Source organism: Pseudomonas sp. NPDC077451 (assembly GCF_044543345.1).
GTDB lineage: Bacteria > Pseudomonadota > Gammaproteobacteria > Pseudomonadales > Pseudomonadaceae > Stutzerimonas.
The window spans coordinates 23,898-49,471 of the sequence record NZ_JBITVX010000023.1; the positions used below are offsets into that span (position 1 = coordinate 23,898).

Here is a 25,574-nt window from a genome sequence, read left to right on the forward strand (position 1 = left end):
TCAACGGACCTGAACCGCCGGCGAGGGTTCGCGTTTCGCTAAGCGCAAGACTCAGCCAAAGCGGAACCGCGCGGTGTTCTGCGCCAGGCGCAACGCCCCGTCCTTGAGCGCCCGACGAAACTTTTATGATGCCGCCCGGCGAGTGGCTGGGCCTGTCTCTGTGTCGGAACTGCTGAACCGACGGATGGCGGTCCCGGCTGATTCAAGTGCGAACCATGACACTGGCACGGTGCCACCCTTGTTTGTAGACTCCGCGCCGTAGTCTGGCTGACCGACGTCTGTCCTCAGCGCGCATTCGGACAAGGAAACAAGTAGTCATGGACGCTCTGTATCAAACCCTCGCCCCGCCTGCCTTTTTCTTTCCCGTACCGTTCTGGCTCACCCAGCGCGATCGTGCAGCCGCATCCATAACAAGGCCGAAGGCCGACACCCAACACACATCACGAGAAATGATCAGATGAACAAGAAGCTCATGGCCGGCTTGGTCGGCATCAGTCTTCTGCTCGGCGGCTGCGCTACCGAACAGTCGCGTACCCTTGAGGTCGCGAAAGTCACCTCCGCCAGCAGTGCCTACCAAGGGCAGCGCAGCCCGATCGCCGTCGGCAAATTCGATAACCGCTCCAGCTATATGCGCGGGCTATTCTCCGACGGGGTCGACCGCCTCGGCGGCCAGGCCAAGACCATCCTTATCACCCATCTGCAGCAGTCCAATCGGTTCAACGTGCTGGACCGGGACAACATGAACGAGCTGGCCCAGGAAAGTGCGATCTCCAACAAACGCGCTCAACTGCGTGGCGCTGACTTTGTGGTCACCGGTGACGTGACCGAGTTCGGCCGCAAGGAAGTTGGCGATCAACAGCTGTTCGGGATCCTCGGCCGTGGCAAATCGCAAATCGCCTACGCCAAGGTGGCATTGAATATAGTCAACGTGAACACGTCCGAAGTGGTGTTCTCGGCTCAGGGCGCAGGCGAGTACAGCCTATCGAACCGGGAGGTGATCGGCTTCGGTGGCACCGCCAGCTACGACTCCACCCTTAACGGCAAGGTACTGGATCTGGCCATCCGCGAAGCCGTCAATAATCTCGTTTCGGGCGTCGACAGCGGTGCCTGGCGCCCTGCGCAATAACCTCAAGGAAGAGCCACATGAAACTGAACCTACGCCATGGCGCGGCCGTCGCCGGCTTGTTGTCGACCTTTTTGCTGACTGGTTGCGCAGGCAACCAGACTCCGCCGCTGTATCACTGGGACGGCTATCAACAGCAGGTCTACGAACACTTCAAACATGAAACCGGCCCGCAAGAGCAAATCGCGGAACTTGAAGCCAGCCTCCAGAAAGCACGCTCTGCAGACCGCTCCCCGCCGCCCGGTTTCCACGCACATCTAGGCATGCTCTATGCCGAGATCGGCAAAGCCGACCAGGTCCGCCAGCAATTCGAAACCGAAAAAGCCCTGTTCCCGGAGTCCGCTGCGTACATGGACTTCCTCATGCGCAACGTAGCGGAGTAAGCAGCCATGATGCGTTTTAACTCCTTCAAGACCTTGCTGGTGCTTGCCGCAGTCGCCCTGACAACCGGCTGCGCCACGCAGCAGACCCCATACGATTACAGCGCATTCGAGCGAAACAACCCGTCTTCGATTCTGGTGCTGCCTCCGATCAACAGCTCACCGGACGTCAAGGCCAGCTACAGCGTGCTGTCGCAGGTTACCGCTCCGCTAGCGGAAGCCGGCTACTACGTGTTGCCGGTCGCAGTGGTCGATGAAACCTTCAAGCAGAACGGGCTGATGAACGCTGACGAAATGCACACCGCACCGCCAGCCAAGCTGCACGAGATCTTCGGCGCGGATGCCGCCCTGTACATCGAAGTCAGCCGTTACGGCAGCAGTTACAAGGTGCTGACCAGCGAAGTAGCGGTTGAGGCCAGCGGCAAGCTGATCGATCTGCGCAGCGGTGACCTGCTCTGGCAAGGCAGTGCGCTTGCCAGCACTGCCGAGAACCAGAACAACTCCGGGGGCGGCCTGGTGGGGATGCTGGTCAGCGCCGCTGTCAATCAAGTGCTCAACAGCCTGACCGATCGCAGCCATGACGTAGCTGGCATTGCCAGCGGTCGCCTCCTCAGCACGCAACGCTACGGCGGAATTCTCAACGGCCCCCGCTCGCCTTTCTACAAGCAAGCCCGACTGGCTAATCGCTGACCAACCCGGCTGCGGCTAACAGGCCGCAGCCGCTTGCACCATCCGCGACGCATACGCCTCTTCCAAGTGCAGTAAATCTCCGTATAGTGCGCCGTCGTCCCGGCTATGCCGACCTCACGCGGTCTGGCGCTGTCTGACGACCAGGGCATGATCCTTGCCTGACTAAGTTCGCAGCCCAACACCCCGGCGCTGCGTTTGCCGAATGCCCTATCCGGGTGGCCGGCCTGATGCTGGAGATACACAATGTCTACGCAACCCGTCACCCTGATGGTGGCCCGCCGCGTGCGCGATGGCCGCTACCACGACCTCCTCGCCTGGCTGCACGAAGGCGAACAGCTGGCCGCGGACTTTCCCGGCTATCTCGGCTCCGGCGTGCTGGCGCCCCCGCCTGGCGACGATGAATTTCAGATCGTCTTCCGCTTCGCCGATGAGCAAACACTCGATTCTTGGGAGCATTCGGCATCGCGCCGAGCGTGGCTGCAGCGCGGCGGCGAGCTCTTCGGTCAACCCCACGAGCAACGCGCCCGAGGTATCGACGCCTGGTTTGGCGGCGCTGATAGCCCTCCACCACCGCGCTGGAAGCAGAGCGTGGCGATCTGGCTGGCATTCTTTCCGGTCTCGCTGCTGTTCAACATGGTCTTTGGCGGGATGCTCGGCGAGCTGAGTCTGGTGATGCGGATACTGCTCAGCACCCTGGCCCTGACGCCGCTGATGACTTACTTGTTCATCCCCCTGTCCACGAAGCTGTTGGCACCCTGGCTGCAGAGCTCGTCACGCCCTCGGGTAGCACCAGGAAAACAACCGATCACCGCCCGCTGATCGGACCGGCATGGCCCAGGGTTACAAATTTGTTGCCGTCATTCGCCTGGCGCCATTAAAGTGCCATTACTGGCTGTCGATAAGATGACTGACTGGTCGCGCATCAGCGTGCCCGCTCAGCACATCGCATTCTTCCATCACAGCCAGAGACCCAGTCGGGGCGACCTGCAGTAACAGGGGTCACCGCGGCGACGGTCCCGAAAAGGACATGCCGTAGCGGATGGACAGCCTGATGAATAACCATAAAACACCTTTCCGGGCTCGCAGCGCACTGCTGGCGGTGACTTGCCTGTTGTTTCCGTCGACCGCCCCGTATGCGGGGCAAACCTTGAACCTGCTGAACTGGGAGGAGTACCTCAGCGAAGCGGTCATCGAACGTTGGGAAGCCGAAACGGGGATCAAGATCGAGCAGGTGTACTTCGACAGCGGTGACAAGCGCGACGAAGTACTGGCCAAACCCGACCATCTGATCGACATTGCCCTGACCGAGCTGATCAGCTCATCTCGCTTCGGCCAACGTGGGCTGCTCGATCCGATCGATGAGCAAGCAGTCCCCAATCTCAAGCATGTTCCCCGGCGTTGGCGTGACAGCTGTGGCGCGCACAGCATTCCTTACCTATGGGGCACGCTCGGCATCGCCTATCGGACCGACCGCCTGCCCAACGCGCCGCAATCCTGGGCGGATCTGCTCGAGCCGGCCAATCGCGACGAGCCGCACATCATCATGATGGAGGACCACGAAGACATCCTCGCCGGCCCGCTATTGCACCAGGGGCACTCGATCAACACCTCGAATAATGACGAGCTGAAGGCGGCCTTCGAGTTACTGCAAGCACAATCTCCTGCCGTACTGACCTACGAGTACGTGATCACGTCATTACGCAGCCAGCGTTACCTCGACAAGGCCGACATGGCTCTGGCCTACAGCGGTGATCAACAGGTGCTCAATGAAGTCGAAGGTGTCGAGGGCGAACCTTGGCGTTACATGGTGCCCGAGGAAGGCACGCTGCTCTGGGTGGACTGCCTGTCCATCCCGGCCAAGGGTGCGCAGAAAGCATTGGCCTATCGCTTCCTGAATTTCCTCAACAATCCGAAGATTGCCGCGCTGAACAGCGCTGAGCTCGGCGTCGCCACCACAAACGCCGCCGCCAAGGCACTGCTGCCTGAGGAGATACGCCAGGACCCGACCATCTACCCACCCGAAGCGGTGTTGCAGAACAGCCAGGTGTACGAGACGCGGCCATTGGAAGCGACGCAGACACGGCGGCGCATCATCAGCGCCCTGATCAACGCCCATGAGGCTCGGTAAACGCGCGCTGCTGGTGATCTTTCCGGTCATCCTGATCGTCCAGCTGCTCGCCGCCACGACCGCCTACATGACCCAGCGCGCATCGCTGCTGGGTCTGGAGCAGGCGCGTCTGGCGCAACGACTGTCGGCCTTGAAGTCGGCGTTTCTGGATTACCAGGCATTCAATCGCAGCGCTCTGTATTCGATTACCGATAGCGAAGCGCTGCTGTTGTTCCTGCGCGAGTCGGACACCGCCTACCGCAACGACACCCTGGGCCTGCGCATCCAGCAGAGCATCCGCTCGCTCTCCAGCGCACGTCTGTCGTTCGTCTCCTTCGCGATCGTCGAGCCGGACGGCGAGGTCGCCTATTATTTCGAAAGCAGCCTGTCACCGTTCGCCAGGATGAATGCCACCCAGCAGCGGATCGTAAGAGAGGCCAAGCAGGCCGCCGAAACCGACGAAATGATCTACGTGGAAAACGCCGAAGGCGGGCCGCTGCTGCTGGACACCGATTTCATCCTGCCGGCCTCGGCTACCCGGCCGTTGCCCAGCCAACGCGAGGAAGCTTTTACCCTGCAATTGGCCGTGCGGCCGGAGCAGTTCATCGCCCTGAAGAACCAGCTCGAGGCAGACTACGGCGCTGTGGTGGAGATTGCCCCGACGCCGAGCCCGGCAAGGTCGCGCCTGGCCGCTGAGGTCGAGCTGTCGGGTTCATTGAGGGCGCGGCTGACGCCCCCTCCGCACTACCTTGCCGAGCGCTTGCGCAAACTCAGCCTCGCCTTCCTGATCGGCGGCTCGCTGATCTGCCTGATCACCAGCGGCCTGTTGCTGTTATTGATCCGCCGCTACGTCACCGACCCCATCAGTCATCTCGATAAGCAGCTCACCGACCTGCTGCGGTGCAAGCGTACGGCGCTTGACGAGCCCACCGACGGCGGCGAGATCGGCCGCCTGACGCTGAACATGAAGACGTTGCACGAGCGCAACACCGAGGCCCTGCAGCGCATTCAGGAAATCTCCTGGACCGACAGCCTGACTCACATCAGCAACCGCGCCCACTTCGGCATATTGGCGGCAGCCATGCATGAAAAGTGCGAGCAAGGCGGACAACAGCTGGCCCTGCTGTTCCTCGACCTGGACAACTTCAAACAGGTCAACGATCAGCACGGCCATGACGCCGGCGATACGCTGTTGCGGATCTTTGCCCTGCGTGTACAGGGCGCGCTGGATCGCCATTGCGAGACCCATCCGGCTACCGAAACAGCCTTTGCGCGGCTGTCCGGTGACGAGTTCGCCGTCCTGCTGTTGTCGCCAGCCGAAAGCGACAGCTTGCCCGAGCTCACTCATGCGTTGCTCGGCCTGTGCCGCGGCGGCTTCAGCGTGGAGGATCGTCTTTATCAGGTCAGCGTCAGCATCGGCACCGCCCGTTATCCCGAGGATGCCGCCTCGATCACCCAGCTGCTGACACGCGCCGACACCGCGATGTATCAGGCCAAGGCCCTGGGCAAGAACTTCGCGGTCGCTTTTTCGGCGGAGCTGGAGCAACGCGACCAGCGCATCCGTGTAATCGAGGAACAGTTACGGACGCTCGACGGCGACGAACAATTCCGTTTGGTGTATATGCCCGCAGTGGATCGTGAAGGCGCAGTGGTGAGCTGCGAGGCACTGCTGCGCTGGCATTCCCCGCTGCTGGGCACGGTCTCGCCCGGCGAATTCATTCCCATCGCCGAGCGTGCTGGGCTGTTTCCGAAAATCGACAGCTGGGTCATCGATCACGCATTGGCCGGTTATCCGCAACTGGTCAGGCTGTTCGGTGAGGGTGTCATCCTGGCGATCAACGTGTCATCGGCGCAACTGGACGATGACCGCCTGTGCAGCTACCTGGCTGAGCGCGCCGCACATTACGACATCTGCACCAGCCACATCGAGATCGAGCTCACCGAGACCTACGCCACCGAACTCTGCAGCAACACCATGGCGGCGGTGCATGCGATCCGGATGGCCGGGTTCCGTGTTGCCATCGACGATTTTGGGGTCGGCTACACCTCGATCCAGCAACTGCTCGAATACCCGGCCGATACCATCAAGCTGGACATGGCGATCGTCGAGCGGCTGACCCGCCCGGAGATGCAGCAGAGCCTGACGGCGATCGTTGCGTTCTGTCAGGCCCAAGGCAAACGGGTGAATGCCGAGGGTGTCGACAGCCTGGAGAAACAATCCGCACTGTTGCAGGCCGGCTGCGATCTGTTCCAGGGCTACCTGATCTCGCCGCCGCGTTCGGTCACGGCGTTGGCGGAGTGGGTAGCGGTGCGCAATCTGGCCCAGGCCGAACTGCGCCTGGAGCAATTGCCGCCGCGCACCGCTGTACAGCTCAGCTAGTTCGCGCCGTCCACCGATCAACTCGTCTCTGGTGCCGCGCAGATTGCTGTCTTCAGGCGCAGTGTCTTTCTGCCGGAGCAGAGGCTGCCGCCACCGCCGCTTTCCGGCACCCGGCTCGGCGGGATCAACCATTGTCGTCCTGCTCCTGCTCGCCCAGGCGTCGGTAAAGCGTACGCCGGCCGATGCCCAGCAGTGCGGCGGCGCGGCGCTTGTTACCCTCGACCCGCTCCAGCACGTGGCGGATATAGCGCATCTCCAGCTCGTCCAGTGTCGGCAGTAGTGGCCCGTCGATCATAGCCCCGAGCAGGTCATCGGAACGCGCCTCGGGTGCGCTCTGCAGGTAACCGGCGATGCGCGTCGGCAAGTGTTCCAGCTCGATGCTGCGGCCATGGCAGAAGGTCACGGCACGCTCCATGGCGTTCTGCAATTCGCGCACGTTGCCGGGAAACGGATAGCGTCTGAGCTGCTCCAGTGCCGCCTGCGACAGGCCCCGCACCGGCCGGCTGTCCCGCGCAGCGAAATGCGCGACGAAGCCGGCGGCGAGCAGTTCGCGGTCTTCTTCGCGATCGCGCAGCGGCGGCACCTGCAGGATGAAGGTCTCCAGACGGAAGAACAGGTCTTCGCGGAAGGACTCGCGGCCGGCAGCGGTTTCCAGCGGCCGGTTGCTGGCAGCGATGATGCGCACGTCAACGCTCAGCTCGCGCTCGCCGCCCACCGGACGGATGGTGCCTTCCTGCAGCACGCGCAGCAGCTTGGCCTGCAGGGGCAGCGGCATTTCGCCGATCTCGTCGAGAAACAGGGTGCCGCCATCGGCTTGCTGGAACAGCCCCTTGTGGGCGCGGCTGGCACCGGTAAAGGCCCCGGCAGCGTGCCCGAAAAATTCGCTTTCCAGCAGCTCGGCGGGCAGCCCGGCACAGTTGATCGCCAGAAACGGCCGCTGTGCCCGCTCGCTCTCGGCGTGAACGGCGCGGGCCACCAGCTCCTTGCCGGTCCCGCTCTCGCCGATGACGAGCACGGGGCCGGCGGCCCGCGCCAGCTGACGGATCTGGTCAAACAGTTCGCGCATCACCCGGCTGCGGCCGAGCATGCCGTGGAAACGGTCGTCGCTGAGCAATTGCTGGAAACGCCGCACCTCGTCCCGCAGGTGCCGAGTTTCCAATGCGCGCGAGACCGAGAGCCCCAGATGATCCAGGTCCAGCGGCTTGGTCAGGAATTCGTCCGCCCCCTCTTTCAGCGCGGCGACCGCCTGCTGAATGCTGCCGAACGCGGTGATCACCAGAAACGCTGGTGCCGCCTGCATGGCCTTGACCCTGCGCAGTAGCGACATGCCATCGGCGCCCGGCAGGCGCAGGTCGCTCACCACCAGGTCCGGCTCCCAGCCCTCCAGCCGCGTCAGGGCCTCTTCCGCTGTTGCCACAGCCTGCACCTGCAGCGCGCGGTCTTCTAGCTCCTCTACCAGCAGCTGGCGCAGGCTGTCGTCATCCTCCACCACCAGAACCCGCTGGGGCGCACTGTCATCTGTCTGCATTGCCCTGCTCCTCATCGGCCAGCGCCAGTGAAATACGAAAAGCCGCACCGCCCAGCGAACCCGAAACCAGTTCGATACGCCCACCACACTCGGCAACGACGCCGTGCGCTACCGCTAGCCCCAGGCCACTGCCCTTGCCCACCGCCTTGGTGGTGAAGAAGGGCTCGAACAAAGCCGCGCGGTGCTCTTCGGCGACGCCTGGACCGTCATCTTCGACCTGAAACAACAGCCTGTCGGCTTCTGCCCACCAGCGCAGAACCACCTGCCCGCCCGGGCTGGCCTGAGCCGCGTTGCGCAGCAGATTAGTCAATGCTTGCTCGAACCGCGGCGGATCGACCTCGCAGTGCAGCGGCTCCAGCGGGGCCTGGAGCTGCAGCTGGACATCAAGGGCCGCGAGCTCGTCGGCGACCGCCGCGGCGGCCGAATGGGCCAGCACATCAGCTGGCATGCGGCGCGGCGGCCGCCCCGCCGCGCGACCGAAGTCCAGCAGCTGACGGACAATCCCGCTCAGGCGCTGCACCTGGCTGCGGATCTGCAACAGCCCCTTACGCGGGCCATCCTCCAGGCTCTCGCTGCGCAACACGCGTTGGGCCTTGCCATCGATGACGCTCAGCGGACTACCCAGCTCATGAGCGACGCCCGCCGCGAGTCGGCCCACGGCGGCAAGCTGCTGGGACCGTCGCAGGCGCGCCTCGAGTTCCGCCTCGCGGGCCTTCTGCTCGGCCATGCGCTGCTCGGCATCGGCAATGCTGTCGAGCATCTGGTTCAGCGCCCGGCCAAGGACGGCAATTTCCTGCGGGCCGCTGCGCGGGGCACGGTGCTTGCGCTCGCCTGCGGCAACCCGTGCCATGCTCTGCGTCAGTTCGTGCAGATGCCGTCCGATGGCTGACCAGTGACCGAGCAGGACGATGCAGACGGCCGCCAGTGCCAGCACCGCCGCGCAGATGCCAGCAATCATTCGCAGCTGTCGGGTGTCACGCTCGAAATCGTTCCAGCGGCGGGTGACCTGCAACAGCCCGTTGATACGCCCACCGCTCTGCTCCAGCGGCAGGAAGTACGAATAGACCTCACGCCCACGGATGCGCTGATAGCCGCCACGGCGTTTGCCGTCAGCAGTCAGCTGCTGGATCGAGGACTGGTCTTGGTCCGGCTCGATAGCACCGGCGAAGGCCACCAGCTCCCCCTGATCGTCGTACAGGTAGGCGCCATAGACACGGCCGACACCGAGTACAGACTCGAGCACCTGTTGTGCGGTCCGGTCGTGCTGCTTTTCCAGGCTGTCGCTGAGTGGCAGCCGCACGGCGCGGGCTACGAGTTCGACCTCCTCCTGCAAACGCCGCTCGCTGTTGCGCTCGACAGTCCACAGCAACAGGTAACTGAAGCCGAGCATGATCGCGACGAGGGGAATCACCACCTTGAGGAGCAACGCCCCGCGCAACGTCGAGGTCCGCTGCCAAACTGCTACATGTGCCATTCTGGCACCATACACAGCGCCCATCTGACCGTCGAGGCGAACGGGACGAATGGTCGGATCTCAATCAAATCAGCCAGTTAGCTGCATAAAGAGGTCAGTGGCATGGCTGATGCAATGGCCTGTTGGTCTTTTCCACTATCAGGACTACCACCATGATCAATTTCAATACTCGCCTCGTGTCCACCAGCCTGTTTGCCCTGTTCATGGCAGCCGGTGCCTCCCAGGCTTCCGCTCAGGAGGCGAGCCAGCCACAAGCCCCTCAAGCAGCGCCGGCGATTCAAGCGTCGGACATCAGCGACAAGAAGCTGGAAAAGTTTGCCGACTCGCTGGGTGAAATCATGGAGATTCGCCAGGACTTCACCGCCAAGCTGGAGAAGACCGGAGACCCGGCCGAAGCCCAACAGCTGCAGCAGCAGGCCAACGAAAAGATGATGGAGACCGTTGAAAACAACAACCTGAGCATTGAGGAATACAACGCCATCAACCAGGCGGTGCAGAACAATCCTCAGCTGCGTGACAAGGTCATCTCGATGATCCAGAGCTAACGCTCAGTAATACGAAAAAGCCCCGTCGATAACGGGGCTTTTTCATGTCTGACGGCTCTACAGGCGAGCTAGCTCAGTTACTGCGCTGCGCCAGCCCCTTGAGAAAGTTACGCAGCAGCTGGTCGCCGCACACCCGGTAGTTGCTGTGTCCGGCCTTGCGGAACAACGCGTTGAGTTCGGGCTTGGATACAGGGAAGTCGACCGACTGGAGAATCGCGTGCATGTCGTCTTCCTTCAATTCGAAGGCCACACGCAGTTTTTTCAGCACCGTGTTGTTGGTCACCGGCAACTCGATGGGTGGAATCGGCCGGCTTTCGTCCTTGCCGCGCTTGTAGATCACGAGGCCATCGAGGAAGTGCGCCATGATCCGATCCGGACAGGGTTTGAAGCCTTCCTCGTCTTCCTTCGCCAGGTAAGACACCGCCTCGCTATCGGGAATCTCGCAACCCGTCAGCCGAGTGATCTCTGCGATCTTGGCGTCATTGACGTTGAGGATGTAGCGCAGGCTGCGCATTACATCGTTATTGATCATGGGGTCGCTCCGGCTTCAATACATATACAAGGCGCGCATGGTGAAGTTCGCCAACCGGAAAGGGAAGCGAAAAGCGCATCGCCCGGCCAGCGCCCAACCGCACCCCGTCGGATGAAAAGAACGCCGCCTGGATTGCGACGACAAAAAACAATGACGCCCGGGTCGCTGGCCAGCATTCGGAACGCTTGCTCAGCAAGCTTCTTTTTCAACGTGCAACCACACGCCAGGCAGGAGCCGCATAACCAGACGGCAGACATCGCCGTCGCTCTTTGAAGTCGAGGAACTTGTCATGAAATTTGCCCCTTCGCTTGCCACTCTGTTCTTCTGCACCCATGCGCTGGCAGTCACGCCGGGCACGAATTGGGAATACTCGGGTGAAACAGGCCCGGAGAACTGGGCGAAGCTCACGCCTGAGTTCAACGCTTGCAGCGGCAAGAACCAGTCCCCCGTCAACCTGGACGGTTTCGTCGAAGCCGAACTGGAGCCGTTGATGGTCAGTTATGCCGCCGGCGCGAGCGAAGTCGTCAACAGCGGTCATACCGTCCAGGTCGCCTACAAACCCGGAAGCACCCTTACATTGGATGGAAAGACCTTTCAGCTGATCCAGTTTCACTTCCACATGCCCAGTGAAAACCAGATAAAGGGGCAGTCCTACCCGCTGGAAGGCCATCTGGTACATGCCGACGAAGCAGGCAACCTGGCGGTGGTGGCCCTGATGTTCAAGGAGGGCGAGCAGAATCCGGTACTGGCGAAACTCTGGGACAGCTTGCCCGCTGAGGGCGACACGCAGCCGATCCCCACTGCGGTGAATATCCGAGACATGTTGCCGGCGGATCTGGATTACTACCGCTTCAGCGGCTCGCTCACCACGCCACCCTGCTCCGAAGGGGTTCGCTGGCTGGTGCTCAAGCAACCGGTCGTGGCCTCGAGCGCACAGATTCAGGCCCTGACCGATGCTGTAGGCGAGGCCAACAACCGTCCGCTGCAGCCCGTCAATGCGCGGGTAATCCTGCAGTAAACCAACCGAGCCGAGCGGCTGCCGCCCGCGATGGCCGGCTCGCTCCCGTCGTTCCAGGTTCATGACAGCCTGCCCCGCCGCGGCTACACTGCGCGCCGCGCGAACCGCCCAGGTTCGCCGCGCCGCCACCTTACCTCTGCCGGGGCTACCGGCCAGGACCTGTCATGATTCGCATCAACGAACTGCAACTGCCGCTCGATCACCCCCCTGAGGCCTTGCGCCAGGCCATCGCCATGCGCCTGAAAATCAGCGACACCGAACTGCTCGACTTCACCGTCTTCAAGCGCAGCTATGACGCGCGTAAGAAGAACAGCGAGATCACCTTCGTCTACATCATCGACGTCAGCGTGACCGACGAAGAGAAGGTGCTCGAGCGCCTGGCTGACGACCGCAACATCCGCGTCTCGCCGGACACCGGCTACTACCCGGTCGGCCAAGCGCCCGAGGGGCTGAACGAGCGCCCGCTGGTAATCGGCTTCGGCCCGTGCGGCCTGTTCGCCGCGCTGACCCTGGCGCAGATGGGCTTCAAGCCGATCGTGCTGGAGCGTGGCCGTGACGTGCGCAGCCGCACCAAGGACACCTGGGCGCTGTGGCGCAAAAAGGTGCTGAGCCCGGAATCCAACGTGCAGTTCGGTGAGGGCGGCGCTGGGCTGTTCTCCGATGGCAAGCTCTACAGTCAGATCAAGGACCCGAAGTTCTACGGCCGCAAGGTGATGCACGAGTTCGTCCGCGCCGGCGCGCCGGAAGAGATCATGTTCGTCAGCAAGCCGCACATCGGCACCTTCCGCCTGACCGGCGTGGTCTCAACGATGCGCGAGGAGATCAAGGCACTGGACGGTGAAGTGCGGTTCGACAGCCGGGTGGTCGACTTCATCATCGAGGACGGCCGCATCCAGGGCGTGCGCCTGGCCGACGGCGAAGAAATCCGCAGCCGCTATGTGGTGCTCGCCCTCGGTCACAGCTCGCGCGATACATTCCGCGTGCTGCACGAGCGTGGCGTCTATATCGAGGCCAAGCCTTTCGCGGTGGGCTTCCGGATCGAACACCCGCAGTCCCTGATCGACCAGGCCCGCCTGGGCAAGTACGCCGGGCATCCAGAGCTGGGCGCCGCTGACTACAAACTGGTCTACCACGCCAAGAACGGCCGGGCGGTCTACAGCTTCTGCATGTGCCCGGGCGGCACCGTGGTCGCGGCCACGTCGGAGCCAGGCCGCGTGGTCACCAACGGCATGAGCCAGTACTCACGCAACGAGCGCAACGCCAATGCCGGCATCGTCGTCGGTATCAACCCGGAAGAGGACTTCCCCGGCGGCCCGCTGGCGGGCGTTGAGTTGCAGGAAAGGCTGGAGTCGCACGCCTTCGAACTGGGCGGCAGCGACTATTGCGCGCCTGGCCAATTGGTCGGTGACTTCATCCGCGGTCGTGCGTCCAGCGAATTCGGCGAAGTCGAACCCTCCTACAAGCCGGGCGTGCGGCTGGGCGATCTGGCGCCATCGCTGCCCGGCTACGTGATTGAGGCTATCCGTGAAGCTCTACCGGCGTTCGGCAAGCAGATTCGCGGCTTCGACCGCCCCGACGCGATCCTCACCGGCATCGAAACACGCACCTCGTCGCCGGTGCGGATCAAGCGCGACAACGAGAACCTGCAAAGCGTCAACACCCGCGGCCTGTATCCCGCTGGCGAGGGCGCCGGGTACGCCGGTGGCATCCTCTCGGCCGGTGTCGACGGCATCAAGGTGGCCGAAGCGGTGGCGACTGCGATGCTGGCCGACCTGCAGGGTTAACCTCCTTTCAAGCACGGACGACGGCGATGCCGTTCGTCCGTCTCTGCGGCTTGCCCTCGCGCCTATCTCACCTGTCTTTCGTCGCCTCTGCGGGACTCGCCGCTGTTGCCTGTACCCGTGCCTGGGAAATTTGCAGTGACCTTTTCCGCCCGGTAAGGGGTCGACACTTTCACAGGGCTGCATCCGACTGCAGCTGACCCTCACGTATCGCGCACGAGCGAAACCGGATCAGGAGGCAACGTGGCGAAGGCAGCGAAAATCTTTGGAATCGTGCTGGCGGGCCTGGTGCTGCTCGCGGTGATTGCGGCAGTGCTGGTGCAAACGCAGTGGGCACGGGAAAAGATCGAAGCCCAACTGAGCCAGCGTTTGGATGGTCGCGAGTTAGAGATCGGAACCCTCGACATCGATTGGGGGTTTCCGCTGGGGATCAGCGTAAGCGATGTCGAAATCGCCAACCCCGAGTGGGCCAAACACCCCTATATGCTCAAGCTTGATGCGATGCAGGCAGAGATCGATGTGGGTGCGCTCCTGACTGGCAACCTCAGCCTGCAATTGCTCGAGCTCGAGCAGCCTGAGATTCATCTGGCCCGGCAGGCAGATGGCCGCTCCAACTGGGCCGCGTTGACAAGCGAAGACAGCTCCAGCGACAGCAGCTCGCCAATCCAGCCCGATACCATCCGCATCCAGAACGGGCGACTCACCTATCGCGATGCCGCGCTGGACGCCGAGGTCACCCTTGATATCGCCACCACCGATAACGGCGCGGACCAGCGACAGCTCTCCATCGAAGGTAAGGGCAGCGTGCAGGGCAAACCACTGCAACTGAGCCTGACTGGCGAGCCGCCTTCCCAGGCCTTGGCCAGCGGTGCGCCCTATGCGGTGACGCTCGACGCCCAACTGGGCGAGATCCAGGCGCACTTCAACGGTGAAGCCAAGCAACTTCCGCAGCTCGATGCTCTGCAGGGAAAGCTGACGGTGAGCGCGCCGGATTCGGCCGAACTGATGGCGTTCAATACTCCGGCTATCGACGTTCCGGCATTCGATTTCAACACTCAGCTCAAGCGAGATGGGCAGCGCTGGGCGTTGCAGGACATGGATCTGAAGACAGGCGAAAGCCACCTCACCGGCTCGCTGGTCCTGGAGCGTGGTGAAACGCCCGAACTGAGCGTGAAGATGCAAGGCAACAGGCTTGACCTCAATCGCTGGGGCGTAATGCGCTTGCTTAACGCCGAGCAGGACAGCACTCAACCGCACGCACAGGGTGACAAGCAATCGCTGCAACAGCGCGCTCAGAATCTGCTGCAGCCTTTGCGCCGTTATCGCGGCGAAGTGGACCTCAGCCTTGAGCAGCTCCTGTATGGCGATGCCGCGCTGAGCGACATCGTGCTCAAGGGCAGCTTGGCCGAGCAGCGTTTGAAGATCGACCAGCTACACGCCGAGCAAGGCGACGGGGCGATCAGCGCCAACGGCGCCCTCGACCTGACGAAGAAGTCGCTGAGCGGAACGGTCGATCTCTCCATCAAGGAGCTGGATCTGGGCCGTGCACTTGAGCCACTGGGCTATCCGAAGCTGGGCACGCTGGATGGTGAGTTGCATGCGCAGCTGGGGCAGAACTCAGCCCATCTGAGCGACACGCACCTTACTTATGCAAACCCAGCTCGCGACCTGCGGATCGAAGTGGGTGCCACCTCCACGGATTCCGGTCTGCTATTGACGGGCGAGGCCTGGCGCAACGAGGTGCCGCTGCAGTTCGAACTTGATGTCGGTGCGCTGGAAGCCTTGTTCGACGATCAACCCTATCCCGTCGAAGGCACGGTGACGTCGCGCGAAAGCAGCCTGAGCGTGAATGGCACCATCACCGATCCGCTGCAGTTGGAGGCGGCGGATCTCGCGATTTCGCTCGAGGGTCCGAACCCGGCGAACCTCAACCCGCTGACCGGCTTGAGCCTGCCTTCGCTGGCAGGCTACCAGCTGCGCGGTCAGCTCCTTTGGGAGAATCAGCAGTTGCGGCTGCAGGATCTGCGTGCGCAATGGGGCGAGAGCGACCTGAGCGGCGACGTTCGCCTCGACCTCAGCGGTCGCCCCATGCTCTGGGCCAATCTGCATTCCGATACCCTCCACACGTCAGACCTGAAAGCCCCCGACACACCGACCGACCCGAACGACGGGCAGGTATTCTCCGACGAATCGCTTGGCCTCGATGCACTGCGCGACCGCGACGCCATCGTCCGCTACGAGGCGGATTACGTGGTAGCCAAGGAAATACCTCTGAATGCGGTCGACTTCAAAGTCGAGCTGGACGAAGGCGTATTGGTAGCCGAACCCTTGAAGCTCGCCATTGGTAAAGGCAAGGCCAATGGCCGGCTGCGCCTGGACATACGGCCACCGCAACCAACGGGTGAACTGCACCTGGATATCACCAGCGTCAATTTGTCCCCTGTCCTGCGCGAAGCTGACCTTCCGCAGGTAGCGCAGGACTCGGCCGGGACCATTGGCGGCCAGTTGGACCTGAACTTCAAAGGTCACTCCCTGGGCGAGATGGCGGCGGCACTCGATGGCAAGCTGGAACTTGCGATGTCTGGCGGGAAGCTGGATATGCTCGCTGTAGAGTTGCTCGGCCTGGATGGCGGGGAAGCTGCGCTGGCCGCGCTCGCTGACGACGATCAGGTGCCAATGAATTGCACCTACCTGCGTTTCGACTCGACAGATGGCATAGCCAAGCTGGAGCAGTTTTTTATCAGCACCACCGACAGCAACATCACTGGCGGGGGCACCATCAAGCTCGACAGCGAACGCCTAAACCTGGCATTCGAGGCTCACGCCAAGGACATCAGCCTGTTCTCAGGTAACTCACCTGTGGAACTGCAGGGCACTCTGAGCAACCCGCAGGTCAGCGTGGTAACTGGCGAATTGGCAGCCCGTGCCGTTGCCAGTGTGGCCGGCGCCTTGATAGCGCCGCCATTGGCAATTCTGCCTTGGCTGGAGGCTGGGCTCGGAGAAGGCTCTGGGGTCGGCTGCCGTAAGGCGCTAAATGAATTCGAACAGAGCACCGGGCCTTGAGATAACCCGGTGGCACGGATCAGTGATGTCCTGCCATCCACTCGGTCACCGTGCCATCGGTCTGCAGTTGCTCGAACGCGGCCTGGGTGCGTAGCACAACGTCGTCGGTCTGTCGGCTGTAAGCCTATAAAGCTGCGTGGAGGTGTTGGGATTAAAGACGCGCGGGCCCCTTATCCCAAGGCCCGCGGCTTCGCACAGCGGAATCATGCTCGGCCTTTAGTTCTTCATAATTGTGTTCGTACTTATTGCTCGACTGCAGGTAGCGCCCGATGGCGAAGCGTTTGTCTTCAGATACCGCTCGCCGACGTCCTCCTTTACGGTAGCAATCTGATACTTACGCGCTTCTGGAATGTCCGCACGACTCATCGCGAAGCGCGATGGTCTTATCGTTCTCCATGTCGCTCATGGAGCCGGTACCTCATCGTCGAGCAGGTCGGTTACCAAGCGCTTAAACTCTCGCCCGCACCTGCCGCGGGCTGATGCCGAAATGGCGCTTGAATGCCGTGGCGAAGTTAGCGGGACTGTTATAGCCGGCGCGCCAGGCGGCCTCGTTGACGCTGGCACCTTCGCGCTCCAATGCCTCCCGCGCCAGTTGCAGCCGGCGGGCACGCTGGTACTCGAACACAGTCATGCCCTTGAACAGGCGAAACTGCCGCTGCAGCGTGGTGGCATTGACGCCTACCTCTCGGGCGATGCGCTCCAGCGTCCAGTCGTCGGCCTCACCGCTGTCGAGGAGCGCGAGGAGGCGTTGCAGACGGCGATACTCCTGCGGGCGCAGGCCCTGTTCCGCCGGCGCCGAGCCATCACCCAGGCTGATCAGTGCCTCGCAGGCGATGTCCAGCGCCCGACTTTCCAGGTACAGGCCCTGAAGCAGCGGGTCATAGCCGGGCGGGTTGAGCATCTGCTCGGCCAGCGTTAGCAGCCGCGCCGAGGGCTTCCAGATGCGCGGCGCCAGGTGGCTGTCCATGAAGCGGCGGATCGCGCCATCGCTCGAGACGACACCCTCCCCACCCCCCTCGAACCAGTCCGGCGTCAGGCTCACCACCAGCTTGCGGATATGACTGCCGCGGCGCGCCTGGCGGCGGAACAGCACGGGCTCGTTCATCGAAACCGCCACGCCCTCGGGGGCACGCTGCGACGCCGGCTGACCGAGTGTCAGCGACAGGTCGCCATAACTGACCCGGCTCTGGCCCTGCATAAAGAGCACGAACGACACCCGCGGGCCAACCACGTTTTCGGTGACGAAATCCTGCAGCTCTTCGCAATCTGACCAGTGCAGCGACAGGCCATCACGCAGCTGCGCCCACTTCACTCGGCCGTAGAGCAGGCGGTCGTCATCCTCGTTGGGCAGGCGCAGCCCCGGCCTGCTCATGGCCGGCAACTCATCGCCACGAATGATGTGATCGGCTTGATTCATGCGGCGCTACGCCTCGAACTGACGGGATTGCAAAGCAAATGTTCGGCCCCGCAAAGGTTCGCGAAGCGGCTGGGTGGCAGACTACGCGCCGACATCTTTTGATGCAAATCATTATCATTAAGCAGCGCGGACGTTTGCCAACACGTCGCCGCCGCTGCGACAGGAGCCGCCCATGGACAGAATTCTCCGCACCTCAAGCCTCAGACCATTGCTGCTCGCCGGCCTGCTCGGCCTGTTTCCGTTGAGCGCCCTGGCGCAGAGCGTCGCTGCCCGAGCCGAACCGGTGCAGCTGGAGAGCATCACCGTTGAAGGCAACCGCCTGTATGACATGCCGTCTTCGGAGCAAAGCGGCGGCTACACCGTGCCGGCCGCCACCGTCGGCACCAAGACGCCGGCCGAACTGCGCGACATTCCGCAGTCGATCAGCGTGTACACCAGCGATTACATCCGCGACCGCCAGTTCGTGAACCTGGATGACCTGGCCAAGTACTCCACCGGCCTGCGCACCCTGACCAACGACAGCGGTCGCTCGTCGATCTATGCACGCGGCTACGAGTACGACGAATTCAACATCGATGGTCTGCCCGCCCCGATGGCCAGCATCAACGGTACGCTGCCGTCGCTGTCGCCGTTCGATCGGGTCGAGGTCATGCGCGGGCCGTCCGGGCTGTTCAACAGCACCAGCGAGATGGGCGGCATCGTCAACATGGTGCGCAAGCGCCCGACCCGCGAATTCCAAGGCAGCCTGACCGGGCGCTACGGCAGCTGGGACACCAATTATCTGGAAGCCGACCTCTCCGGCCCGCTCGATGAAGAAGGTCGCTTGCGCGGCCGTACGGTGATCTCCCGCGCCGACACCAACGGCGAGGTCGACTACAACGCCAACACCAGCGAGAGCTTCTACGGCGCGCTGGACATCGACTTGTCCGACGCCACCGTCATGTCCTTCGGGCTGATTCACCAGACCAAGGACATCCTTCCGCACAACGGCTATCCGGCCGCCATCGACGGCAGCCTGGAAGACTTCAGTCGCTCGACCTACCTGGGCGCCGACTGGGGGGATTTCGACAGCCGCGGCACCGACGTCGTCGCCGAGCTGACCCATCGCTTCGACAATGGCGGCTACAGTCGCGTGGCGGTGCGCGGCTCCAGGCGCGCGACCGATTACCTCTATGCCTTCACCGCGCGCAACGTCAACAGCGGCGCCACCAGCCTGGCCTACACCGCCCGCGATCTGGAGCAGGACACCCTCGCCGTCGATGCCAACTACAGCCAGCCACTCGAGCTGCTCGGGCAGGTCAGCGAGTTCGTCATCGGCAGCGATTTCAAGCGCTACGAGACCGATTACGCGGACGCCCGCGGCAATCTCGGCGCCATCGACGTCGCCAGCTACCAGCCGGGCGACACCAGCAAGCCGAACGTCACCTTCGGCACACCGACCGAAACCGATGAGCGCGAAGCCGGCCTCTACGCCAAGCTGACCTTCCGTCCCATCCAGCGCCTGGCGCTGATCGGCGGCGCGCGGGTCAGCAGCTTCGAAGGCGAGAACAGCAGCGCCACGCAGGATGTGCGCGAATCCGGCTATGTCACGCCCTACGCCGGCCTGGTGTTCGATCTGAATGACCAGCACTCCCTCTACGCCAGCTACTCACAGGTATTCAAGCCGCAGAGCGAGGCCGGTGCCGACGGCCGCATCATCGACCCGCGCGAAGGCGAGCAGTACGAGGTGGGCATCAAGGGCAGCTATTTCGGCGGCGACCTCAATGCGCGCGTCACCGCCTTTCGGCTCACCGACGAGAACCGCGCGGCCGGCGCCATCGATGACAGCGGCGCGCCGATCAGCGGCGTCTACGAAGCCACCGGCAAGACCCGCATCCGCGGTGGCGAACTGGAAATCAGCGGCTACCTGACCCCCGACTGGGAAGTGCTGGCCGGCTACACCTACATGAAGACCGAGAACCTGGCCGGCGACGACAACGCACTGTTCGCGTTGATGCCCCAGCACCAGGCCTCGCTTTGGACCAAGTACACCCTGCCCGGCGGCGCCCTGCGCGGCCTGGGCATCGGCGGCGGCGTGACCGCGATGAGCGACTACTACATCGAACGCGCCGGCAGCCCGCGCCTCAGCGCACCGGGATATGCAGTGGTCGACGCCAAGCTGTCCTACCCGATCACCGACAAGCTGACCGGCACCTTCGACGTGAGCAACCTGCTCGACCGCAAGTACTACTCGCGGGTCGGCAGCGTCGGCACCTTCAACTTCTACGGCCCGTCACGCAGCTTCACGGTGGGCGCCCGTTACGAGTTCTGACCCACCAAGCCGCCTGCGCCCGTAGGCGTCGGCGGCTGACTTCCGGAGATCACCATGCCCCAGTTTCACGCCCTGGTGGCGACACCCCGCGCGTCCCGCAACATGACACGGCTGTGCAAACACTTCGCGCACAAGGCCGAGGTTCAGCTGGATGAGCGTCAGGCGCAGGTCGAATTCGCCTTCGGCCAGTGCCGGATGCTCGCCGATGACGAGCGACTGTTGATCGACTGCCAGGCCGAGGCCGGCGAGGCAGAAAAGCGCCTGCGCTTCGTCATCGACGACCACCTCCATCGCTTCTCGGGCGAGGAAGCACTGAAGGTGAACTGGCTGGACGGGCCGCTGCCGCCAGGCCACAGGCAGGTCGAGCCATGAAGGGCGCCCTGCTCGCCGTGCTCGCCAGTCTGGGACTTGCCGTCGTACAGGCACACGCCGAGGAAGAAGCCGGCTGGCAGCCAGTTCAGCTACCGCACAGCAGCCAGCGTGACCTGCATTCGCAACGCACTGGCAAGGACTACCGCATCTTCGTCTCTGAGCCGCGACACGCGCCACCGCCGGGTGGCTATCCGGTGCTCTATGTGCTGGATGGAAACGCCCTGTTTCCGGGGCTGGCGATCCAGGCCCAGGCGCTGGAGGACCGACCCGACCCAAGCCTGCGCGATTCGGTACTGGTGGTTGGCATCGGCTACCCCGGCGAGGCCCTGTACGACTTCAAGGCGCGTGCCGAGGATTACACGCCCAAAGCCGACGATCGCCAGCGCCTGCCGGGCCGAGAACCGCCGCCATCGGGCGGTGCCGATGACTTTCTGGCCTTTATCGAGCACGAACTCAAACCCGTGATCGCCCAACGCTACTCGGTCGATGTGCAAAGGCAGACCCTGCTCGGCCATTCCTACGGCGGCCTGTTCACCCTCTACACTCTGCTCACCAAGCCGCAGGCGTTTCAGGGCTATGTCGCCGCCAGTCCGTCGATCTGGTGGTACCAGGGCTATGTCGAACGCACGCTCGAAGCGTTCGAACGGCGTCTCGCAGGCCAGCCCGTCGGTGCGCGCCTGCTGGTCACGGCTGGCGGTGCCGAACAGCCCGCGGCGGATGCCGCCATGGACGACCCGCGCCAGCGCCATATGGCCGAGCGGCGCATGGTCGGCAATGCCCGGGATCTGGTCGACCGCCTGCAGCGGCTGTCCAGCCACGGCCTGCACAGCGAATTTCAGCTGTTCCCGGGAGCCAACCACGGCACCAACGCCGCACACAGCTCGGTCGTGGCACTGGCGTTGGCGGCCGCGATCGGCCGCCAGCCATCCCGCGATAGGGACGACTGAGGATGGCGTAAGCGACGAGAACCGACCGGTCAGCCGGCCAGGGCCAGCGCAGGCAAATGCCTGGTGCTAGAGTCGGCGCTGCCTTTTCCATCACTGGAGACACCATGCGTCCTCTTTTCAATGCCCTGCTGCTGGCCCTGCCACTCTCGCTCTCGTCACTGGCCTTTGCCGCCGAATCGCCTGCCGGCCGCTGGCAGACCATCGACGACGAAACCGGCAAGCCCAAGTCCATCGTCGAAATCCAGCAGGCCGCTGACGGCACGCTGAGCGGCAAGGTCGCCGAAATCCTGAAATCGGATCACGGACCGAACCCGGTCTGCAGCGAATGCGACGGCGAGCGCAAGGATCAGCCCATCACCGGCATGACCATTCTCTGGGATCTCAAGCCGGACGGCGAACAGGCCTGGAGCGACGGCACCATCCTCGACCCGGCCAAGGGCAAGACCTACCGCGCCAAGGCCAAGCTGGTCGAAGGCGGCGACAAGCTGGAAGTCCGCGGCTACATCGGCATCGAGGCGTTGGGCCGCACACAGACCTGGATTCGCCAGTAACCTCGCTCGGCATCCGAGAGCCGGACCGCCGCCCGGCTCCCGGATTGCACGGTGCCGCCAGGCCAGGGTCGAACCCTGCATGCACTCCCTTGCCCTGCGCCTCCTGCACCCATCGAGCCCCCGCCCCCGCTGCGCACTCTGCCTGGCGATGCTGCTCCTTCTCTGCCCCCTGGCAGTCGCCGATACCCGGCTGACCGCCGTGCTCGCGCAGGCCGAGCGCCTGGAACAGCTGCACACCCTGATCATCGCCCAGCGTGGCGAGATCCTTGCCGAGCGCGGTTACCGCGGGCACCGCACGACCACGCCGAGCAACATCAAATCCGCGTCCAAATCGGTGATTTCCGCACTGGTCGGCATCGCCATCGACAAGGGCGTCATCGAGAGCGTCGAGCAGCCCATTGCGGAGCTTCTGCCAGCCGACCTGCCCGGCAAGCCCGATCCACGTCTGCAGCAGGTGACGGTTGGCAACCTGCTGAGCATGCAGGCCGGGCTCGGATCGACCTCCGGGCGCAATTACGGCGCCTGGGTGGCGAGTCGCAACTGGGTTCGTGCGGCACTGGCACGACCGTTCGAGGCCAACCCCGGCACGGCGATGATCTATTCGACGGGCTCCAGCCATCTGCTCTCGGCAATCCTTACGCGCCGCACCGGTAAATCCACATTGCAGCTGGCGCGACAGTGGCTGGCGCCACTCGACGACTTCGCCATCAGCGCCTGGAAGCGCGACCCGCAGGGCATCTACCTGGGCGGCAACGAGATGGCGATGACGCCCCGCTCGCTGCTGGCCTTTGGCGAGCTCTACCGCCGCGGCGGGCTCAGCGCATCCGGCGAGCGATTGCTGTCGCAGGACTGGATTGAAGCGTCCTGGACACCCCACACCCGCTCGCGCTACACCGGGCACGGCTACGGCTATGGCTGGTTCATCACCGAGCTGGGCGGAGAAGCGGTACGCTATGGCTGGGGTTATGGCGGGCAGATGGTCTACGTGGTGCCGGGCCTCGAGATGACGGTGGTGATGACCTCCAACACCCAGCATCCCCCCAGCGGCGCCATGGGGCATCGCGACGCGCTGCACCGGCTGCTTGGCGACATCACCGGCGCGCTGGGTGGCACACAGGTCAGGTAATCTGGAGCCTGTTTCACTGCTTGCATGGAAGCGGTATTTATAAATGGCTCTTTACAAACGGACGTACGGAAGCTCGGTAGATATACGAATTTACGAGCCCTTGCCGACATAGCTTGTAAAGCTGCTGATGTAAAATAATCGTCCCTGACTCAACCAACGCAGGTCAACACAACCTCTGCGCGTCGTGCGTCAATTGCATCGCCGTCCCATCGTAAGCGCTCCATAAACCCCACCTTCAACTGAGCTATCCGCTCCCGGATGCTGGGCTCCCTGTTATCCCCGGTGGAGCCCCGTCATGATGCGTCCCGACGCCAAGGTGCAGAAGGTCCACCTCTATCCAAGCCCGTCGACTTCCGCAAATCTATCAATGGCCGCTCTGGTCGCACTGGACATCAAGGTGGAAGTGTTCAACCCGGTGCTGTTCGTGTTCCTCAACCGCACCCGTAGCCAGGTCAAGACCCTCTACTGGGAGCGCAATGGCTTGCCTGTGGCTAAAGCGCCTGGAGGCCGAGCGCTTCAAAACCAAGCCCGATGTCAGTGACGAGGCCATCGAACTGACGGTGCACGAGCTGAACTGGCTGCTCGACGGTATCGACCTGTGGCGTAACCGACCGCACCAGGTGCTGACGCCGCGTTTCGTGGCCTGAGCCGGTATAAATCCACGGTCATGATTGCCTTGCCCTAAACACTCCCCGATGACCCTGCCGCGCTCAAGCAGTTGCTGTTAGACGTGCTACAGGCGCGTCAATTTGATCTGGACAAGACCACTCAGCTCCAAGAACAGGTCGCCCTGCTGCGGCATAAAATCTTCTCGCCCAAGTCCGAGCGCAGCCCTGAGGAGGCCGGCGCACCGCAGTTGCCCATGTTCAGCGAGGCCGAAGAGCTGATCGACGATCCGGCCGCCGTGCCAAGCGAAGCCGAAGAAGTGGTCGCGCCGGTCAAGCGTCGCGGCAAGCGCTAGTCGTTGCCAGCCAACCTGCCACGTGTGGAAATCATCCACGAACTGCCCGAGCACGAATTGACCTTCGCCTGCGGCATTTGCAAACAGGTAATCGGCGAGGAAACCAGGGAGCAGCTGGAGATCATTCCGATGCAGTCGTCATGCGCAAGACTTACGCCTGCAAGGCATGTGAAACCGCGCCAGTGACTGCCGACAAGCCGACCCAGCTGATCGAAAAGAGCCTGGCCAGCCCCAGCGTGCTTGCGATGCTGTTGACCACCAAGTACGCCGACGGCATACCGTTGTACCGCTTCGATAGGATGCTCAGCCGTCACGGCGTCGACATCCCCCGCTAGACCCTGGCGCGCAGGGTGATCCAAAAGTGGCGAGCAACCGCAACCGCTGCTCAACCTGATGCGCGACAAGCTGCTGGAGTACTCGGTTGCACAGCGATGAGACGCGTCTACAGATGATGCACTAGCCGGGGCGCGATCCCTGCGCGCAATCCTGGATGTGGGTGCAAAGCGGTGGGCCGCCGGACAAGCCGGTGATCCTTTTCGACTAACCACCAGCCTCGCGCAGGAGGTGCCGTTGCGCCTGCTCGACGGCTACCGCAGCTACCTGATGACCGACGACTACAATGCTGTGGCCGCACGAGAGGGCATCGAACGCCTGGCTTGCTGGGCGCATGCGCGACGCAAGTTCGTCGGAGCCCAAAAGGTACAGCCCAAGGGCAAGACCGGCCGCGCCGACATGGCGCTGAACTTGATCAACAAGCTCTACGGCGTCGAGCGTGACCTGAAGGACACTGACAACAACCGTGCCGAGAACGTCACCCGTCCCTCCGTCATCGGCCGCAAGAGTTGGCTGTTCAGCGACACGCCCAAGGGCGCCACTGCCAGCGCGCAGATCTACAGCCTGATCGAAACCCCAAGGCCAGCGGGCACGGCCTTAAAGCCTGGCTGCGCCACATCCTCGAGCGCCTGCCAGCGTCGAGTAGCGTTGACGATTACGAAGCGCTGCTGCCGGGAACTGCCCACCAACGACTGCATCCTGACTGGCTAACCCTGCTGGCGGCAGGAGGGGTTTATGGACCGCTTACGTCCCATCCCGCAATCTGGCGTTAGGCGAAGCTATAAGCTTTCGCCGGTCTGCTGGCTGCTACCGCGCACGCTCAATCGAACGTTAGCTTTTTACGCCCAAAGACAAACCCCCGATCCTCTTACGAAGATCGGGGGTTTGGTGTAGAAGCTTGACGATGACCTACTCTCACATGGGGAAACCCCACA

The 25,574-nt window shown here is 63.1% G+C and carries 19 protein-coding genes and 2 pseudogenes; 17 read left to right on the top strand and 4 right to left on the bottom strand.

The window, feature by feature from the left end:
- The first annotated feature begins 457 nt into the window (after positions 1 to 457).
- The 6 genes from ACIGHL_RS21700 to ACIGHL_RS21725 all read left to right on the top strand — a co-directional run bounded on the left by ACIGHL_RS21700 (position 458) and on the right by ACIGHL_RS21725 (position 6,680).
- Positions 458 to 1,126 carry a CsgG/HfaB family protein gene (locus ACIGHL_RS21700; protein WP_046163034.1) on the top strand — a complete coding sequence of 223 codons (669 nt, stop codon included), beginning with the start codon at positions 458 to 460 and terminating at the stop codon, positions 1,124 to 1,126.
- A 17-nt stretch (positions 1,127 to 1,143) separates the two neighbouring features.
- The gene (locus ACIGHL_RS21705) at positions 1,144 to 1,506 is read left to right on the top strand and encodes a DUF4810 domain-containing protein (protein ID WP_046163035.1); all 363 of its coding nucleotides are present in this window, start codon (positions 1,144 to 1,146) and stop codon (positions 1,504 to 1,506) included.
- Between the two features lie 9 nt (positions 1,507 to 1,515).
- A complete protein-coding gene (locus ACIGHL_RS21710) occupies positions 1,516 to 2,193 on the top strand; it encodes a DUF799 domain-containing protein (protein WP_128121907.1) in 678 nt (225 codons plus the stop codon).
- Positions 2,194 to 2,436: 243 nt separating this feature from the next.
- Positions 2,437 to 3,012, top strand: coding sequence for an antibiotic biosynthesis monooxygenase (locus ACIGHL_RS21715; RefSeq protein WP_046163036.1), 576 nt, complete (start codon positions 2,437 to 2,439; stop codon positions 3,010 to 3,012).
- Positions 3,013 to 3,244: 232 nt separating this feature from the next.
- Complete coding sequence (locus tag ACIGHL_RS21720) at positions 3,245 to 4,321, top strand: ABC transporter substrate-binding protein (RefSeq protein ID WP_128121889.1); 1,077 nt, start codon at positions 3,245 to 3,247, stop codon at positions 4,319 to 4,321.
- On the top strand, positions 4,308 to 6,680 hold the full coding sequence (locus tag ACIGHL_RS21725) for a putative bifunctional diguanylate cyclase/phosphodiesterase (RefSeq protein ID WP_216706998.1): 2,373 nt from the start codon (positions 4,308 to 4,310) through the stop codon (positions 6,678 to 6,680). Before ACIGHL_RS21720 ends, ACIGHL_RS21725 begins: the two co-directional genes overlap by 14 nt.
- 124 nt (positions 6,681 to 6,804) lie before the next feature.
- Here the strand turns inward: ACIGHL_RS21725 and ACIGHL_RS21730 are convergent, their stop codons facing one another.
- Together ACIGHL_RS21730 and ACIGHL_RS21735 are read right to left on the bottom strand one after the other, a co-directional pair.
- Positions 6,805 to 8,208 (bottom strand): sigma-54-dependent transcriptional regulator, encoded by a 1,404-nt coding sequence (locus ACIGHL_RS21730; RefSeq protein ID WP_206606880.1) that lies wholly within the window; start codon positions 8,206 to 8,208, stop codon positions 6,805 to 6,807.
- Positions 8,195 to 9,682 (bottom strand): sensor histidine kinase, encoded by a 1,488-nt coding sequence (locus tag ACIGHL_RS21735; protein ID WP_216706999.1) that lies wholly within the window; start codon positions 9,680 to 9,682, stop codon positions 8,195 to 8,197. Before ACIGHL_RS21735 ends, ACIGHL_RS21730 begins: the two co-directional genes overlap by 14 nt.
- 152 nt (positions 9,683 to 9,834) lie before the next feature.
- Here ACIGHL_RS21735 and ACIGHL_RS21740 point away from each other — a divergent pair, with 152 nt between their 5' ends.
- A complete protein-coding gene (locus ACIGHL_RS21740) occupies positions 9,835 to 10,227 on the top strand; it encodes a DUF4168 domain-containing protein (protein ID WP_128121887.1) in 393 nt (130 codons plus the stop codon).
- A gap of 73 nt (positions 10,228 to 10,300) precedes the next feature.
- On the opposite strand, the gene ACIGHL_RS21745 is transcribed toward ACIGHL_RS21740, so the two are convergent.
- Entirely contained in the window at positions 10,301 to 10,759 is a 459-nt protein-coding gene (locus ACIGHL_RS21745; RefSeq protein ID WP_128121886.1) for a YehS family protein, read from the bottom strand.
- A 289-nt stretch (positions 10,760 to 11,048) separates the two neighbouring features.
- On the opposite strand from ACIGHL_RS21745, the gene ACIGHL_RS21750 reads away from it, so the two are divergent.
- The 3 genes from ACIGHL_RS21750 to ACIGHL_RS21760 all read left to right on the top strand — a co-directional run bounded on the left by ACIGHL_RS21750 (position 11,049) and on the right by ACIGHL_RS21760 (position 16,621).
- Positions 11,049 to 11,777, top strand: a complete 729-nt coding sequence (locus tag ACIGHL_RS21750; protein WP_128121885.1) for a carbonic anhydrase — start codon at positions 11,049 to 11,051, stop codon at positions 11,775 to 11,777.
- 164 nt (positions 11,778 to 11,941) lie between these two features.
- The gene (locus ACIGHL_RS21755) at positions 11,942 to 13,561 is read left to right on the top strand and encodes an NAD(P)/FAD-dependent oxidoreductase (RefSeq protein ID WP_216707000.1); all 1,620 of its coding nucleotides are present in this window, start codon (positions 11,942 to 11,944) and stop codon (positions 13,559 to 13,561) included.
- A gap of 240 nt (positions 13,562 to 13,801) precedes the next feature.
- On the top strand, positions 13,802 to 16,621 hold the full coding sequence (locus ACIGHL_RS21760; RefSeq protein ID WP_216707001.1) for an AsmA family protein: 2,820 nt from the start codon (positions 13,802 to 13,804) through the stop codon (positions 16,619 to 16,621).
- Positions 16,622 to 17,069: 448 nt separating this feature from the next.
- Here the strand turns inward: ACIGHL_RS21760 and ACIGHL_RS21765 are convergent, their stop codons facing one another.
- Positions 17,070 to 18,038 (bottom strand): helix-turn-helix transcriptional regulator, encoded by a 969-nt coding sequence (locus ACIGHL_RS21765; protein ID WP_128121883.1) that lies wholly within the window; start codon positions 18,036 to 18,038, stop codon positions 17,070 to 17,072.
- A gap of 172 nt (positions 18,039 to 18,210) precedes the next feature.
- On the opposite strand from ACIGHL_RS21765, the gene ACIGHL_RS21770 reads away from it, so the two are divergent.
- The 7 genes and pseudogenes from ACIGHL_RS21770 (at position 18,211) to tnpC (ending at position 25,412) form a co-directional block, all read left to right on the top strand.
- Complete coding sequence (locus tag ACIGHL_RS21770) at positions 18,211 to 20,349, top strand: TonB-dependent siderophore receptor (RefSeq protein WP_216707002.1); 2,139 nt, start codon at positions 18,211 to 18,213, stop codon at positions 20,347 to 20,349.
- A gap of 54 nt (positions 20,350 to 20,403) precedes the next feature.
- Positions 20,404 to 20,721: a DUF2218 domain-containing protein gene (locus ACIGHL_RS21775; RefSeq protein ID WP_216707003.1), complete on the top strand. Its 318-nt coding sequence runs from the start codon at positions 20,404 to 20,406 to the stop codon at positions 20,719 to 20,721.
- Positions 20,718 to 21,668 carry an alpha/beta hydrolase gene (locus tag ACIGHL_RS21780; RefSeq protein WP_216707004.1) on the top strand — a complete coding sequence of 317 codons (951 nt, stop codon included), beginning with the start codon at positions 20,718 to 20,720 and terminating at the stop codon, positions 21,666 to 21,668. The genes ACIGHL_RS21775 and ACIGHL_RS21780 overlap by 4 nt, the downstream gene beginning before the upstream one ends.
- A 104-nt stretch (positions 21,669 to 21,772) precedes the next feature.
- A complete protein-coding gene (locus tag ACIGHL_RS21785) occupies positions 21,773 to 22,219 on the top strand; it encodes a DUF2147 domain-containing protein (RefSeq protein WP_216707005.1) in 447 nt (148 codons plus the stop codon).
- Between the two features lie 79 nt (positions 22,220 to 22,298).
- The gene (locus ACIGHL_RS21790; protein WP_446697735.1) at positions 22,299 to 23,345 is read left to right on the top strand and encodes a serine hydrolase domain-containing protein; all 1,047 of its coding nucleotides are present in this window, start codon (positions 22,299 to 22,301) and stop codon (positions 23,343 to 23,345) included.
- 367 nt (positions 23,346 to 23,712) lie between these two features.
- Positions 23,713 to 23,992, top strand: a pseudogene (tnpB, locus tag ACIGHL_RS21795) (IS66 family insertion sequence element accessory protein TnpB).
- Positions 23,993 to 24,063: 71 nt separating this feature from the next.
- Positions 24,064 to 25,412, top strand: a pseudogene (gene tnpC / locus ACIGHL_RS21800) (IS66 family transposase).
- Positions 25,413 to 25,574 lie beyond the last annotated feature (162 nt).